Origin of the sequence: Hydrogenovibrio kuenenii DSM 12350, from assembly GCF_000526715.1 — a bacterium.
In the GTDB taxonomy this organism is placed as follows: Bacteria; Pseudomonadota; Gammaproteobacteria; order Thiomicrospirales; family Thiomicrospiraceae; genus Hydrogenovibrio; species Hydrogenovibrio kuenenii.
On record NZ_JAGP01000001.1, the window covers coordinates 1,997,319 to 2,012,406 of the forward strand.

The following is a 15,088-nucleotide window of genomic DNA, read 5'->3' on the forward strand; positions in this document are numbered from 1 at the left end:
ATCTTATGATTGGCAAGAACAACCATTCAAGTAGCAAACACAATGAATCTGCTCAAACGGCTCTTAAAGTGGGTCTTTATCCTACCTATCAAATTTTACCAATGGTTTATTAGTCCGTTACTGGGTCCTAGGTGCCGTTTTTATCCAAGTTGCTCACACTATACGGTAGAAGCCATCGAGAAACATGGAGTACTTTGTGGTTTATGGTTAGGTGTAAAACGTGTTAGCCGGTGCCACCCAGGAAGCGATGGTGGTGTAGACCCTGTCCCTGAACATGGATGCAGTTGCCAGCACCATCAAACCATCAACGACCATTCAAAAACAGAAACCAAAGACCATTCGCAGGAATAGCACATTAGTTTCACATTGCTGTCACTTTAATAAGCTATGCTTCTGCCGACAGACTCATTTTTTTGTTCGCGTCTTAAATAATACACTTAAATTCCAAGGTATCTATTTAAAGCAAGGCGAACAGGCGCTAAAATAGATAGATTAAACTCCATCCAATGACGGACATAGCAAGCGGAAAATAACGCTTAGTTTGATGCTTAAATGCTTGTCCTTAAAAGATATATAACCGGAAAAACTGACAAGGAATTTTTATGCAAGGTGATGTTCAAGAAACACAACAAGACTATACGCCTTACATCAACAGAGAAAGAAGTCTTCTAGAGTTCAATCGTCGCGTATTGGCTCAAGCGAAAAACCCCGAAATTCCTTTATTGGAACGCTTAAAGTTCCTATGTATTTCCAGTAGCAATATGGATGAGTTTTTTGAAGTACGCATGGCAAGTCTGTATGAAATTTCAACAGACCCTTCTGCGCGCACCAAACCAGATGGACAGCTTCCATCCCAAGTCATTACGACGCTTTCCGAAGTGACTAAAGAAATCGTTTATGACCAATACAACACGCTAAATCACATTCTAATTCCTGAACTGGAAAAAGAGAATATTCGTTTTTTACGTCGCCGCCAATGGAACGAGCAACAAAAAGAGTGGATCCGTCAGTTCTTCCTATCTTCTTTACAACCAGTTTTAAGCCCTATGGGGTTGGATCCATCACACCCTTTTCCAAGGCTGCTTAACAAAAGTTTGAACTTCATTGTTTCTCTGGAAGGGAAAGATGCTTTTGGCCGCTCCAATGGTTTGGCCATCGTACAAGTACCGCGCTCATTACCACGTATCATTAAATTACCGCCTGAAGCAACTGACGGTGAAAACGACTTTGTTTTCTTATCTTCAGTTCTACACTCAAATGTATCCAACCTATTCCCAGGCATGACCGTAACTGGATGTCACCAATTCCGCCTGACACGTAACACCAACCTCTTTATCGATGAAGAAGAAATAGACGATATTATGAGTGCATTGCAGGGTGAGCTATACAGCCGTGATTACGGTGGAGCCATTCGCTTAGAAGTATCGGATCAATGTCCAAAAAACATGTATCAGTTCTTACTTGACCAGTTCAAGATGACTGATGACCAACTTTACCAAGTAGATGGTCCTGTAAACTTGATTCGTCTTAATTCTGTACCTGACTTAGCAAACCGTCCAGACCTATTATTCGGACCTTTTACGCCTAGCATGGCAAAAACCAATCAAGCGAGCAAAAAAGGTGGGTTCAAACTTTTCACTCGTAAAAAAGAATCCGAATCAATGTTTGAACGCATTGCGCGCAAGGATGTACTACTCCACCATCCTTATGACTCCTTTGCGCCAGTCATTGACTTCTTATATGAAGCGGCAAAAGATCCGAGTGTTTTAGCTATCCGCATGACGCTTTACCGTACTGGTGAAAAATCCGCCATTATTGATGCTTTGGAAAAAGCTGCGCGTGCAGGCAAGGAAGTGACTGCCGTTGTAGAACTACGTGCTCGCTTTGACGAAGATAACAACATCTTACAAGCGAACCGTTTACAGGATGCTGGGGTTAATGTGGTATATGGTGTTGTTGGCTATAAAACACATGCCAAAATGATTTATATCGTACGCCGTGAAGACCATCAACTACGTCAATACGTTCATCTTGGAACAGGAAACTATCATCACATCACTTCTCGGTTCTATACCGACTTTGGTCTGTTGACAGCCAACCCAAAACTTACCAATGATGTGGCTAAAATTTTCCAACAACTCACCAGCCTAGGCGATACCAAAAACCTTGATAGCATATTGCAATCTCCGTTCACGCTGCATACAGGCATGCTAGAGCGCATTGCAAGAGAAACTGAAAATGCACGTGAGGGACGTTCGGCAAGAATCATTGCCAAGATGAATGGACTAGAAGAAAAACACATCATTGATGCGCTTTATGAAGCTTCAAATGCTGGGGTTAAAATCGACCTAATTGTACGCGGCATTTGCAGTTTACGTCCTGGTGTGCCGGGCATGTCTGAAAACATCACCGTAACAGGCGTTGTCGGGCGTTTTCTAGAACACCACCGTATCTACTATTTTGAAAACGCGAAAGGCTCTCCTGAACTCTACTGTTCAAGTGCAGACTGGATGAGACGAAACCTTTTATCTCGTGTTGAAACCTGCTTCCCAATTCTGGATAAAGACAACTTCCAACAGGTTTATACCGAAGGCTTGGCAATCTACCTAGAAGACAATGTTGGTTCTTGGGTTTTACAACCTGACGGTTGTTATCAACCCAAACCAAGACGCGAAGATGAAGTGGCATTTTCCGCACAACAATGGCTGATGGACAAATACGCCGACCAGGATTAATAAGTCGCCACCGCATATCTTTATGATTCGTAACGGGAAGATATTCTTCCCATTGCGACTCTCTATTTCTTAATCACGGTTTTCTCGCCGCTTAAGTCAAAAAGGCGTAAAATAGCGATTACTTTTTAACACCTTCTTTACTGATTAAAAAATTCATGTCCGAAAAAGATGCTTTAAAAGCAAACTCTCCTCTAAATACTGCCACTGACGCAGCAACCGAAAATGATGCATCCGATGCTCAGCTTTATGCTGCGATTGACTTAGGTTCCAACAGCTTTCACATGATTATCGCCAGAGATGTTGATGGACAAATGCAGGTTGTGGACAAGCACAAAGAAATGGTTCGCCTTCGCGGTGGGCTCGATGAGAATGGTTATTTAGATGAAGTCGCTTTTAACAATGCGATTGCCTGTTTGGAGCGCTTTGGACAATTATTGAAAGGCTTTCCTGAAGGTCATGTTCGCGCTGTCGGCACCAACACCTTGCGCAATGCCCGCAATAGCAAAGACTTCCTTAAACGTGCAAAAGAAGTGCTTGGCCACGAAATTCAAATCATCGCAGGACAGGAAGAAGCACGTCTTATTTACCTAGGCGTAAGCCATGGTTTACCGAGTAGCGATGAGCAACGCCTTGTAATGGACATTGGCGGCGGCAGCACAGAATACATCATCGGTGTAGGGTTTGAGCAACGTCACCTAACCAGTACCGAAATGGGCTGCGTCAGTATCACACAACGTTTCTTTAAAAATGATGAAGTATCCGAACGAGATATGCTTAATGCCATCAATACTTGTCGCCTTATTCTACGTCCGCATCATATGAACTTGACTCGTTTGGGTTGGGAAACTGCCATAGGCGCGTCAGGAAGCATTAAGTCGATTGGTACATTGTTAAAAGAAAATGATTGGACAGACGGCGACATCACCCTAGACGGCATGCTCAAGCTAAAAGCTTTTCTGGTAGAGCATGAAACAATTTCTCAAGCCATTGAAGCCGGATTAAAAGGTTTAAAAAGCGAACGTATTCCGGTTTTGTCAGGTGGTTTAGCGATCTTAATTGCAACCTTCCTTGAGCTTGGTATCGACAGTATGCAAGTATCTGCAAATGCTCTGAGAGAAGGCCTTATCTTTGACACCCTTGGCCGTCTATATGAAGCAGATGTACGGGAAACTACCGTTGCCAATATGCAAAACTGGCTGAAAATAGATACCACTCAAGCGCAAAAAGTTGCCAACACTGCCGTTAACTTTTACCAACAAATACATAAACAATGGAATTTGGATGATGACAGTTATGATTATCCAAAACTATTGAAATGGGCTGCACAACTGCACGAAGCTGGAATCGCAATCAGCTATAAGCGTTACCGACATCACTCGGCTTACTTAGTGGAAAACTCTGAACTGGCTGGGTTTACGCAACAAGAAAAAATCATGTTGACTGCCATGCTACTCAATCATCGAGGAAAGTTCTTTAAAGAGCCTTTTGAAGCACTTCCTGCTCCTCACAATGACAAACTTATTAACCTAACGGTATTATTGCGACTGGCGGTGCGAATTCACCGTGGGCGAGATATGGAAGCGGCCAACATTGAATTAAGTTTGATCGATAACAGCGAATTAAACTTGGTCTTTGAACCGGATTGGCTTGTTCAACATCCTCTGACCCAACTTGACCTTGAAATTGAAGCTGAGCGCCTAAAAGCAATGGACTTCACACTCACCTTTGAGTAAAACCTCAAAGGTTTAATAAACGTCTGACTGGACTTTTCTGGCGCGTCGCCATTCTTTCCAAACCAAGTCGGGATCTTCAATATTGCCGATTTCAACCATGATTTTTTTCATGACCTGCTCAACATCTTTTGCCATTTTATTTTTATCACCACAAAGATAAAAAATACCGCCTGCTTCTAGCAAATCCCAAAGCGTCTGACGATATTCCCACAGTAAGTCCTGCACATAAACCTTATGTGCCTGGTCTCGGGAAAAAGCGGTCTTCAAATGAAAACCTTCTGCTTCCCAGCTTTTTAATTGATCCTGACAAAGAAAACAGGTCTGCTCGCGCGTTTCTCCAAAAAACAACCAAGTGTTTGCAAAGTGCTGTGGGTGTTCATAAGCAATTTCTTCCATAAAACCGATGTAAGGTGCGATACCTGTACCCGCTCCCACCATAATCAACGGTTGTTTGTTATGCGCAAGGTCTTCCGGTAGTTTGAAAACCTTATTGGCGCAAAAATCCCCTTCAATTACATCGCCAACTTTCAAGTCACTTAATTGGCAAGTGGCAACCCCTAGGCGGTCTCGACCTTCTTTATGATAAGCAATTTTTTTATAAACCAAATCCACCATGCGTCCATCATAAGCTTGAGCTGCCTGTGACTTTTGCGATGAGGCTATAGAGTAATAGCGCGGAGAAAGTGGGGAGAGCATTTTGCAAAACTCTAACCCCAGAGTCTGTAACCGAGGGAATGCTTGTAATAAATCGACAATATCCCGCCCTTCAGCATAGGCCATCATGTCATTTCGGTCAGCCCATTCATCCAAACCATACTCGCGTTGAATACGATTCAAAATCGCCGGATTAAGCTGCGTAAGCTCATAGTTGTCACGCAAAGCTTCTCGCACTGACTTTTCACCCACCCGACGAACATCGACAATTTCATCGCCACTCAAGTTGAGAAGCCCTAATACAAAATCTACCAGGCTGGGTCTATTGCTGGACTCAACCAGTAACCAGTCACCAGCGTCATATTCCACAGGCTCGTCGTAAGTAAGACGCATGAAATACACATCCTTTTCATCATCCTGATCGGTCATGTTTCGATTTTCGACAACAGTAAATTGCATAAAGTACATCCTATTCAATGCTTGTTGCTGTTTTCTGTGTTACAACGACAGCTCGGCAAAAGCACCTAGCGTCTTTGCAGTTTTGCTATAAACTATAAACTTTTTCGAAATGTGAAATCTATGATTTGGTTACAAAAAATTAAACGCGCTTATATCAAAAACGGTTTGCAACACTATAAAATTCCTGCCACGCTTTGGCGTGCAATCGAAACGGAAATGCCTTTATTAGCGCGCTATAACCGCCAGCAAAAGACAGCACTGCGCATGCTTGCTTCCCGCATTCTTAAAAAGAAACGTATCACAGCCGTCAGAAACTTTCCACTAACCGAACATATGAGAGCGATTATTGCGACTCAAGTAGCGATTATGATTTTTGGGCTGGTAGATGCGGAAAATGACCTTTCCTTCGACTGGATTGATAACTGGCATGAAATTATTGTTTACCCTAATGCTTACCGAACACATAGAAACCCGGTCATTCCCATTCAAGGCGGATTACTAGGCGTTGAAATACATACGGATTTAATTGAAGAAGGTGAAACTTTTTACCAAGGGCCTGTCATTATCAACTGGGATGATGATGCTCCACACCCTTTAAGAACAAAAGCGAATCAAGTGCTATTGCATGAGCTTGCACATAAAATGGATATGCTTAACGGAGACATTAACGGCTTCCCACCGTTGCACTTAAATATGAACGCGAAAGATTGGTACGAGGCTTTTGAAACAGCTTATCGACATTTGGATCAACAGCTTGCCAAGGGACACAAGCCGGTAATCAACCCTTACGCTGCCACTAACCCAGCAGAATTTTTTGCTGTGTGTACGGAATATTTTTTTGAAGCGCCGGAACATTTACATAAAGTCTTTCCGGCCGTGTATCGTCAGATGAGTTTATTTTTTAATCAGGACTTTTTAAAGATTTAGTCTGCTTAACCACGAAGATGTTCCATTAACAGCGTCATCCAAGGCGCTGTTACCAAAATCGCAACCGCAGAAATCATACCCGCAACCAAACCAATACCCACTTGAGACAAGGTGTTATTAGATTTTAATTCAATGTCATCAATTTGACGCTCTACTGAAGAAAACACCGCTACTTGGTTCTTTAGAAGATTATTAAGCGTGCGAATTTGTTTGAACATCAATTGCTGTTCTTTATCCATTTTAAATCGGAGTTTTTCACTTTCCGATTCCATGGTGCGCATTTGCTTTGCCAGCTGACCGATTGATGCATCCATCTGAGCCACTAAGTTTTTCAACGCCGCTTTATCTTCATTCAACCATTCATAATCAGGCGTTACCATATCTGACATATCAATATCGCTAGACATACCATTTCCGTTTGTCGTACCTTTATTACGGCGTAACGCCTGCTCAAGTAAAACACTTTTGGAACCTAGCGGTTCAACTCTTCTCAAGTCAATGGCCATCGTTTTTTCCCTTGTCAAATGACTGCCTTCTGCGCATTTACACAAACCAAATCGGCTCAATTGGAAATGTCACTTTTCTGACAGTTTGTTTTTATACAATCTATTTGCAGAATGATATGCATCATCTATGCCAATTCTGTTTTCTAAGTGTTTTTGTTTCCAAAATTATTTTCTATAAGGTTCGTTAAAAGAAATTGCTTGATAAATTTGGCAGCCGGAGTAACATTGTTTCTTATCTTTTCAATGGCAGAAATTTGCCTTAACGAACAATATAAAACCTTTCTAAAAATTCATGAAAAAAACCGACTTTATTGATTTTATTATGGCTACCGGGGTATTGAAGCTTGGCGAATTCACCCTAAAATCAGGCCGTAAAAGCCCTTACTTTTTTAATGCTGGCCTATTTAATACTGGCAACCAACTTGCACAACTCTCTCAGGCTTATGCTGCAACTATTGCTGAAAAAGGCGCCAATTTCGATGTACTCTTTGGCCCTGCATACAAAGGGATTCCGCTAGCGGCTACCACAAGTGTTGCATTGGCGGAAAAACACAGTATCGACAAACCTTACGCATTCAATAGAAAAGAAGCTAAAGACCATGGTGAAGGTGGCAATATTGTTGGTCATGCGTTAGAAGGCAATATTTTGATTATTGACGATGTAATTACTGCTGGTACAGCAATTCGTGAGTCAATGGACTTAATTCAAGAGCAAGGCGCCAAACCTGCGGGCGTGATTGTTGCTTTGGATCGAATGGAAAAAGGGCAAGGAGAACTTTCCGCTATTCAAGAAGTGGAAAGGGATTATGGTATTCCTGTTTACAGTATTATCAATATGAACGACATTATCGACTACTTGGCAACTCAACCGGATATGAGCCATTATCTGGATGCCATGAAAGACTACCGTTCACAATATGGAATCACGCAATGAGCGAGCACCGATTGCGCGAACTACTTTTAGTTCGCCATGCTAAGTCAGACTGGAAAGAAGACTTAGATGATAAAGAACGACCCATATCGGAAAAAGGCAAAAAAGCTGCCAGCCGACTGGGGCATTGGCTGCAAGAAAACAACTTAATGCCCAGCTATGCTCTCGTATCCCCTGCTCAACGCGCACAACAAACATTCAAACGTCTTAAAGTCGATAAAGATATCTGCCCCCAAATCACTCTTGACCAACTGTATTTAGCGACGCTTGATGAACTTATTGAGGTGCTTGCAGAGATTCCAAAGCATTACGAACGCGTGATGATTATTGGTCACAACCCAGGTTTAGAAGAATTAGCACAATTTCTAGAATACGAAAGTCATTGTGAAGACTGTGAAACCAGACTTTTCCCAACAGGCTCCCTAGCCCATTTCATCTTGCCAAACAGTTGGAAAAACCTAAATGCTGGCGCAGGAAAACTGGTGCAGTTTATCCGACCAAAAGACGTTAAACCCTCTCACCACAAACATCATCACAAACCACAAGAAGAAAAAGAAAACCTAGTGTGACGCGTGGACAACCGCTTTAATAATCAATGCTAGGCCAACAAGAACAGTCATAACTTCAAAACTGCGTTTAACAAGCTTATTGCCTTTTACTATCGCCAAATGAGCGCCTAGATAACCACCGAACAACGACCCAACTATAAGCGCAGGCAACCAACCCCACTCAATTTGTCCTTGCAAGCCAAGCGTTAACGCACCAGCGCCATTCCAAAACAAACCGACCAAAATCAAGGTATACGCGACAGCTAGCTTATAATCCAAGCCAAACCATCGTATCAGCCAAAGCGTCACAAACAATCCCGTTCCTGAAGTTAACGAGCCGTTTAACGCACCTATCAAAAACAGCACCAAACCACCAATACCCCAGCCTGGCAGATTTTGATTGCGCAAACTTAGAGTTTGACCCAACTCAGGTTGGCGCCAAGAATAAACGCCCAATCCCAAGGTTAAAATACCCAAAGCTAGCTGTGCATAATGATCTTCAATATGCAGAATAACATTCGCGCCTAACCATACCCCGGGCAAACCGAACCCCAACACAACCAGCACGAACACCCAGTTTAAATGTGCCGATTTCATGTGTCGTGCAGTCGCACCAACACCTAAAAACACACTGGCAACCTTATGCGTTGCAAGCGCGATAGAGAAAGGAAGCCCCAGAAACAACAACGCGGGCAACTGCAGTAATCCTGCACCACCCCCAGCTAACGCCGAGAACAGATTCGCAATGAACGAGATAACAAAGAGGGCAAATTGGCTGACTAAACTTTCCAAAGAAATTCCAATAAAGAAATGGAAAAAGAAAAAATAATAATTCGCGAACAAGCTGAAATAATTTGCGCTAAGTCTAGGCAAGGAAGCACGAAGTTTATTGAAATAAACGAGTCCTTGCTTAACGACGAATTAGCGCAAATTAGACAGCGTCTATCGGGATGTAATCAAAGTACCGACACCTTCGTCGGTAAAGACCTCTAACATCACCGCATGCTCAACACGCCCATCAATAATATGCGCGGACTTCACTCCACCTTGCACTGCTTCTAACGCACATTGGATTTTTGGCAACATGCCGCCGTAAATCGTACCATCGGCAATTAAGTCATCTACTTTCTCTGAGTTCAAGCCCGTTAACAATTCACCTTCTTTATTTAACAAGCCTGGCGTATTGGTTAACAACATAAGTTTTTCAGCTTGAAGCGCTTCTGCAACTTTACCTGCAACTAAGTCGGCATTGATATTGTATGAATGTCCATCTGCACCGACACCAACTGGCGCAATCACGGGAATAAAGTCGTCTTGAATCAACATATCCAGTACTTTGGTATTGATACGAGACACTTCACCAACGTGCCCTAAGTCAATAATCTCTGGGGCATTCAATGCTTCGTTAAAAGAAGTCATCTCAAGTTTTTTAGCACGAATTAAGTCGCCATCCTTACCCGTTAAGCCAACAGCATTCCCGCCATGTTGATGAATTAGGTTAACGATCTCTTTATTTACAGACCCCCCCAATACCATTTCAACAATATCCATGGTTTCTGAGTCAGTCACACGCATGCCTTGGATGAACTCGGATTCTTTACCAATTCTGCTCAATAAATTCCCGATTTGCGGTCCACCACCATGCACCACGACAGGATTGATGCCAACCAGTTTCATCAACACAATATCTCTCGCAAAGCCGTTTTTTAAAGCATCCTCTGTCATGGCGTTACCACCATATTTAACAACGATGGTCTTACCGGAAAAACGTTGAATGTAGGGCAAGGCTTCTGCCAATACGGAAGCGATATTTTGAGCTTGTGCTTTATTTAAATTCATTGTATTTTGAACTCTCATCGGGAACTCTGTAATAAAAAGTAATAATTTCGGCTATTTTAAGTAACCCCAAGATAATTAACAATCGACAATTCACAATGCTTCATAGATTCCTTGGCTAGAAACCGATACAATCACGCAAAATAAAATGTCTCTCTTATTGGAAACCTTATGATGCCCCTTAACTTAACCAAGCGCTTTTTTCATTGGACACTAATCGCCTTAGCAACAACCGTATTATTTGGTTGTAGTAGCACGCCAACCGAATCTTCAGGTGGCAAGACTATTGTTCTTCATAACAAAACCAACCTACAAGCTACAAATATACTCGTTACAGAACTACGAGACGAAGGTTATGAAGTTAAACAGGTTAATCCGACTCAGTTTATCGTGTTTTACGACAATCATACTTTTATTATGGAACCTAAGATGATCCAGGGAGGCTTGAGTCGCATTGTCGTCAGCCGTGTTGTGGGCATAAAACCTAAATTCCGTCATTCTCACGAATTGGTCGCCATGACGACTGTCTTAAATAAAAAACTGAATTTCGCTAAATTTTCTTTGATTGACCAAAACAAAGCTGGGCAAGTTCAAACATCAATTACTTTCATCAACGAAACCGTTAATACCGAAGAAATTAAGCAATTCATGCTTTGGTTAGATGACAGCCTTGCCAAAGTGAGAGAAATGATCGCACCAGAAGTGCTACACATGATAGAAACACCTAATATTGAGAACGCGCCTCAGTCTTAAAACGCAGCAGCTTGCGCTGGGCTTACCAAGCGCAAGTTGACTATCAGAACAGCCTAGTCTCTGAAATTATTAAACTGCAATGGCAGTTCAAGGTCTTCTTCAGTTTTTAACAACTGCATCACTGCTTGAAGATCATCGCGTTTTTTACCCGTAACGCGAATACTGTCTCCTTGGTTAGCAGCCTGTACCTTGATTTTAGAATCTTTAATTTTCTTAATAATCTTTTTCGCCAAAGCAGCATCGATCCCTTCTTGCATTTCAATCACCTGCTTAGCAGATTTTAATTGAATATCAGGATCTTTAACTTCCATACATTTAACATCGATACCTCGGCGATTCGCCTTCTCGACCAAGATGTTATACATCTGGCTCAACTGAAACTCTGATTCGGTTTTCATTGTCACCGTAGAACCATTTAAATCAAATTCTGAATCGGTTCCTTTAAAGTCGTAACGAGTTGTCACTTCCTTATTTGCCTGGTCAATGGCGTTAGTCAATTCATGTTTATCCAGTTCGGACACTATATCAAACGAAGGCATGTTTCTCTCCTAGACCTATTTGTTACTATTTCTGCAATGCAAATTTCACTTGCGCCTATTCTATCATTGCTTAAAAGGTTTTTCTGATTCAGAATACTTAGACTTTTTTCTAAACTAGATCAAGCCTTCTTCATGTCGAAACAACAGAGCTTTAACCCGTTAAATTTATCCATCAGCCAAGTCGCCCAGGAGGTTGAGCCTTTTCATGTTATGAAACTACTTGGCGAAGCTAAAGCATTAGAAGCACAAGGCAAACAAATGATTCACCTTGAAATCGGAGAACCTGATTTCCCATCATTAACGTGTGTACATGATGCAGTTACCGAAGCAATCAACCATGGAAAAACCCACTATACCCCTACTCTGGGCTTGCCCATCTTACGAGAAAAACTCAGCCAGTTTTACCATGATTTTTATCATGCCGACGTACCCTCTGAACGGATTTTATTAACACCTGGTGCTTCAGGCGCACTTCATCTTTTGCTTACCGCCATTATTAATCCCAGCGATAAAGTGATGCTATGTGATCCAACCTATCCATGTAATCGAGAGTTCGTAAACCTACTGCATGGAAAAGTTGTATCTGTACCTGTAGATGAGTCCAGCCAATTTCAACTAACCCTTGAGTTAATTCAGAAACATTGGCACCCGGATATCAAAGCGGTGATGGTTGCAACGCCTTCTAACCCAACCGGAACCTTAATTGAACAAACCGAACTAAAATCCATTGCCGATTTCCTGGAAGAAAAAGAAGTCTATTTAATTGTTGATGAAATCTATCAAGGACTGGTGTACGAAAGACCTGCTGAGAGCATTCTTTCCATTCGTGACTTGCAGGCTAATGTCATTGTAATTAATTCTTTTTCTAAATTCTTTGGTATGACAGGTTGGCGTCTAGGTTGGATTGTCGCACCCAATTTCTTAATTCCCACTTTAGACAAGCTGGCACAAAACCTATATTTAGCGGCATCCACACCCGCACAATATGGTGCCTTACGTGTTTTAGAGAATGATGCTTTAGCGGAACTAGAAAACCGACGACAAACGTTCGAAACGAGACGCACCCAATTATACGAAGCCATGATCGCTGCTGGTTTCAATATCCCTTGTAAACCTCAAGGTGCATTTTATCTTTATTGGGACGTTTCAGACCTTACTGATGATGCCGAAGCTTTTTGCAAGGCTTTAATGGAACATACAGGCGTTGTACTCACACCAGGAAGAGACTTTGGAGATTTTCGTTCCAATCATCATATTCGCATCGCTTATACAGTAGACAATGCGTACTTAAAAGAGGCTGTTACTAAAATAAGATTTTTTGTAGATAGTGTCTTGAAAAATCACGGCTAAAGTATGCGTAAAAACGCCAGTATACTTCAGCCCTAATATTTAAGCGTATGCTATTAATGATTTACGAATTTCATTAATTGTATCTGTAGAGAGCATCAAGTCTTCCCGAGCTTCTTCTAAATACTGGTGTGCCTCATCTGACATATAAGAACCAAAGGATACTTCACTCACAATCACATTCGCAATTTTTAGCATCGACACCATGGCGCGAAGACGATCATTTGGATGACTTAAATTTTTTGTATGATGAAGCAAGATTGCATTCAATATATCTACTGGCAACTTCCATTTTTGAGCCAACAACAATCCAACATCCATATGCGTTGTTGAATAATGTTGCGTCTCCTCTTCAACACCGCTGACTGGGCGCGTATTAATATCAGAAAATATCTTTGTATACCCATCTGGATCTTTCATTGCCAATAATAGACTGCCGCCGTTGTGAAACAACCCCATAAGGTAGGCTTCATCTCTTGTTACATTTGCAACATCTTCTGATATCTCAGCACAACAAAAGGCAACTTCTGCAGAATGCTCAATAATTTCTTGAATTTTAGGATTATCAAAAAGGTTTTTTAATGCAGCTGCAACAACAAGGTTTTTAAGGTTTTGATAGCCCAGTGCATCTACACTTTCCCTAATTGAGTTTACTGGTGATCGAAGTTTCATGGCTGGCGAATTAGCTATACGTAACACTTCTCCTGACAGCTTGGTATTGCTTTCGATAATTTTGGTAATCACCTGATTACTTGGAAACCGTTTAGATAATTCATCATCTAATTCAATAATCGCCTTTGGCAAATCTGGAATTTTAATTCCTTTGATTGCTTGAATCGCCTTTCTTAACCGTTGTTCCATAAACCTCAAAACTCAAAAATAAAAAACTCAAAAATAAAAAATCCTGTAGTGCAGTTATTTTAACCAAGTCTCCAACTATTTTTTTCGTATTTTTACTAAAAAATATTTTTCTTAACAAAATAAAACTTTCTACTTCTACAGTACAGGTCAGTACGACATTAGCTTACATGTAAGCTAATCGAACAATAGCATAAACACTCGGTTAAATAACCTGTTGCATAACAAATCCACACTATTGCAATGGTATTCTGAAAGCAAGCAACTTTGGTCAAGTAATAACATAAACCAATCTGCATAATTGACAGTGTTCATAAAACGTAAACAAGGTTAATATTTCACCATGAAAAATACGCGATACCAACAAAGCATCAAGAATGTATGTAACTACATATACCAACACCTTGATGATACACTTTCCGTTGAACAGCTCAGCGAAGTCGCACATTTTTCAAAATATCATTTCCACCGACTCTTCTCAAATAGTGTTGGGATTAATGTGTTTCAGTTTATACAGTTGCTTAGGTTAAAAAGAGCTTCTTATCAACTTGTATTCAACCACAACATGCGTATTACGGACATTGCCTTCTCAGCCGGATACGATTCTCACGAAAGTTTTAGTCGTGCATTTAAGAAACGTTTTGGATTATCACCAAACGCTTTTCGAAAAGAACCTGTCTGGTCTGATTGGCATCAACACTATCAATTCAAACCTAAACGAGGGCTTATTACGATGGAAGCTAAAGTTGTCAACTTTCCTGAGATGAGTATCGCTGTTTTCGAACACAGAGGTCCGCATCAAAACTTAAATGAATCCATTAGTCAGTTCATTAACTGGCGAAAAGAAACTGGACATTCTCCGATTACCAACAGCCGAACTTTTGGGCTGGCTTATGATGACCCTAGTGTTACCGAACCGGAAGCATTCCGTTTTGACCTATGCGGAGAGGTAAAAGAGTCAATTCCAGAAAACGCGCATGGTGTCATTAATAAAACCATACCTGGTGGTCGTTGCGTCAAAATTAGGCATCATGGCAGCCATGATGATCTGGACGAAACCGTTTACTATCTCTATAGAGATTGGTTGGCAGAAAACGATGAAACACCGAGAGATTTCCCGTGCTTTTTCGAGTACATAAATTTCTTCCCAGAAGTGGCAGAGCACGAATTAATTACAGATGTGTATCTACCGCTTGCTTAAACCTAAGATATAAAAAAACCAAGCAAATGCTTGGTTTTTTTGTTTTTTTGAAGATTTAAAA

At 41.3% G+C, this 15,088-nt stretch carries 15 protein-coding genes; 9 read left to right on the forward strand and 6 right to left on the reverse strand.

Going from position 1 to position 15,088, the window contains the following annotated elements; genetic code table 11:
* Positions 1-42 precede the first annotated feature (42 nt).
* The 3 genes from yidD (at position 43) to N745_RS0109435 (ending at position 4,468) form a co-directional block, all read left to right on the forward strand.
* Positions 43-351, forward strand: a complete 309-nt coding sequence (yidD, locus tag N745_RS12525) for a membrane protein insertion efficiency factor YidD (RefSeq protein WP_084657345.1) — start codon at positions 43-45, stop codon at positions 349-351.
* Positions 352-602: 251 nt separating this feature from the next.
* On the forward strand, positions 603-2,735 hold the full coding sequence (gene ppk1 / locus N745_RS0109430) for a polyphosphate kinase 1 (RefSeq protein ID WP_024851878.1): 2,133 nt from the start codon (positions 603-605) through the stop codon (positions 2,733-2,735).
* Positions 2,736-2,890: 155 nt separating this feature from the next.
* Positions 2,891-4,468: a Ppx/GppA phosphatase family protein gene (locus N745_RS0109435; protein WP_024851879.1), complete on the forward strand. Its 1,578-nt coding sequence runs from the start codon at positions 2,891-2,893 to the stop codon at positions 4,466-4,468.
* 12 nt (positions 4,469-4,480) lie between these two features.
* Here N745_RS0109435 and N745_RS0109440 read toward each other — a convergent pair whose 3' ends face one another.
* Complete coding sequence (locus N745_RS0109440; RefSeq protein WP_024851880.1) at positions 4,481-5,581, reverse strand: ferredoxin reductase domain-containing protein; 1,101 nt, start codon at positions 5,579-5,581, stop codon at positions 4,481-4,483.
* 120 nt (positions 5,582-5,701) lie between these two features.
* Between N745_RS0109440 and N745_RS0109445 the strand changes: the two genes are divergently transcribed.
* Complete coding sequence (locus N745_RS0109445) at positions 5,702-6,508, forward strand: M90 family metallopeptidase (protein WP_024851881.1); 807 nt, start codon at positions 5,702-5,704, stop codon at positions 6,506-6,508.
* A 5-nt stretch (positions 6,509-6,513) separates the two neighbouring features.
* Here N745_RS0109445 and N745_RS0109450 read toward each other — a convergent pair whose 3' ends face one another.
* Entirely contained in the window at positions 6,514-7,014 is a 501-nt protein-coding gene (locus tag N745_RS0109450) for a hypothetical protein (protein WP_024851882.1), read from the reverse strand.
* Positions 7,015-7,306: 292 nt separating this feature from the next.
* Between N745_RS0109450 and pyrE the strand changes: the two genes are divergently transcribed.
* Positions 7,307-7,948 (forward strand): orotate phosphoribosyltransferase, encoded by a 642-nt coding sequence (gene pyrE, locus N745_RS0109455; protein WP_024851883.1) that lies wholly within the window; start codon positions 7,307-7,309, stop codon positions 7,946-7,948.
* Positions 7,945-8,514, forward strand: a complete 570-nt coding sequence (locus N745_RS0109460) for a SixA phosphatase family protein (protein WP_051453397.1) — start codon at positions 7,945-7,947, stop codon at positions 8,512-8,514. The genes pyrE and N745_RS0109460 overlap by 4 nt, the downstream gene beginning before the upstream one ends.
* Here N745_RS0109460 and N745_RS0109465 read toward each other — a convergent pair.
* Entirely contained in the window at positions 8,506-9,285 is a 780-nt protein-coding gene (locus N745_RS0109465; protein WP_024851885.1) for a sulfite exporter TauE/SafE family protein, read from the reverse strand. The two genes, N745_RS0109460 and N745_RS0109465, sit on opposite strands and share 9 nt — an antisense overlap.
* A gap of 150 nt (positions 9,286-9,435) precedes the next feature.
* The gene (argB, locus tag N745_RS0109470; protein ID WP_024851886.1) at positions 9,436-10,350 is read right to left on the reverse strand and encodes an acetylglutamate kinase; all 915 of its coding nucleotides are present in this window, start codon (positions 10,348-10,350) and stop codon (positions 9,436-9,438) included.
* A gap of 150 nt (positions 10,351-10,500) precedes the next feature.
* Here argB and N745_RS0109475 point away from each other — a divergent pair, with 150 nt between their 5' ends.
* Entirely contained in the window at positions 10,501-11,082 is a 582-nt protein-coding gene (locus tag N745_RS0109475) for a hypothetical protein (protein ID WP_024851887.1), read from the forward strand.
* Between the two features lie 53 nt (positions 11,083-11,135).
* Here the strand turns inward: N745_RS0109475 and N745_RS0109480 are convergent, their stop codons facing one another.
* Entirely contained in the window at positions 11,136-11,621 is a 486-nt protein-coding gene (locus N745_RS0109480) for a YajQ family cyclic di-GMP-binding protein (RefSeq protein WP_024851888.1), read from the reverse strand.
* Between the two features lie 132 nt (positions 11,622-11,753).
* Between N745_RS0109480 and N745_RS0109485 the strand changes: the two genes are divergently transcribed.
* Complete coding sequence (locus tag N745_RS0109485) at positions 11,754-12,971, forward strand: aminotransferase class I/II-fold pyridoxal phosphate-dependent enzyme (RefSeq protein ID WP_024851889.1); 1,218 nt, start codon at positions 11,754-11,756, stop codon at positions 12,969-12,971.
* 39 nt (positions 12,972-13,010) lie between these two features.
* Here N745_RS0109485 and N745_RS0109490 read toward each other — a convergent pair whose 3' ends face one another.
* Positions 13,011-13,829: an HDOD domain-containing protein gene (locus tag N745_RS0109490; protein WP_024851890.1), complete on the reverse strand. Its 819-nt coding sequence runs from the start codon at positions 13,827-13,829 to the stop codon at positions 13,011-13,013.
* 340 nt (positions 13,830-14,169) lie between these two features.
* Here N745_RS0109490 and N745_RS0109495 point away from each other — a divergent pair, with 340 nt between their 5' ends.
* Complete coding sequence (locus N745_RS0109495) at positions 14,170-15,027, forward strand: AraC family transcriptional regulator (protein ID WP_024851891.1); 858 nt, start codon at positions 14,170-14,172, stop codon at positions 15,025-15,027.
* The last annotated feature ends 61 nt before the right edge of the window (positions 15,028-15,088 follow it).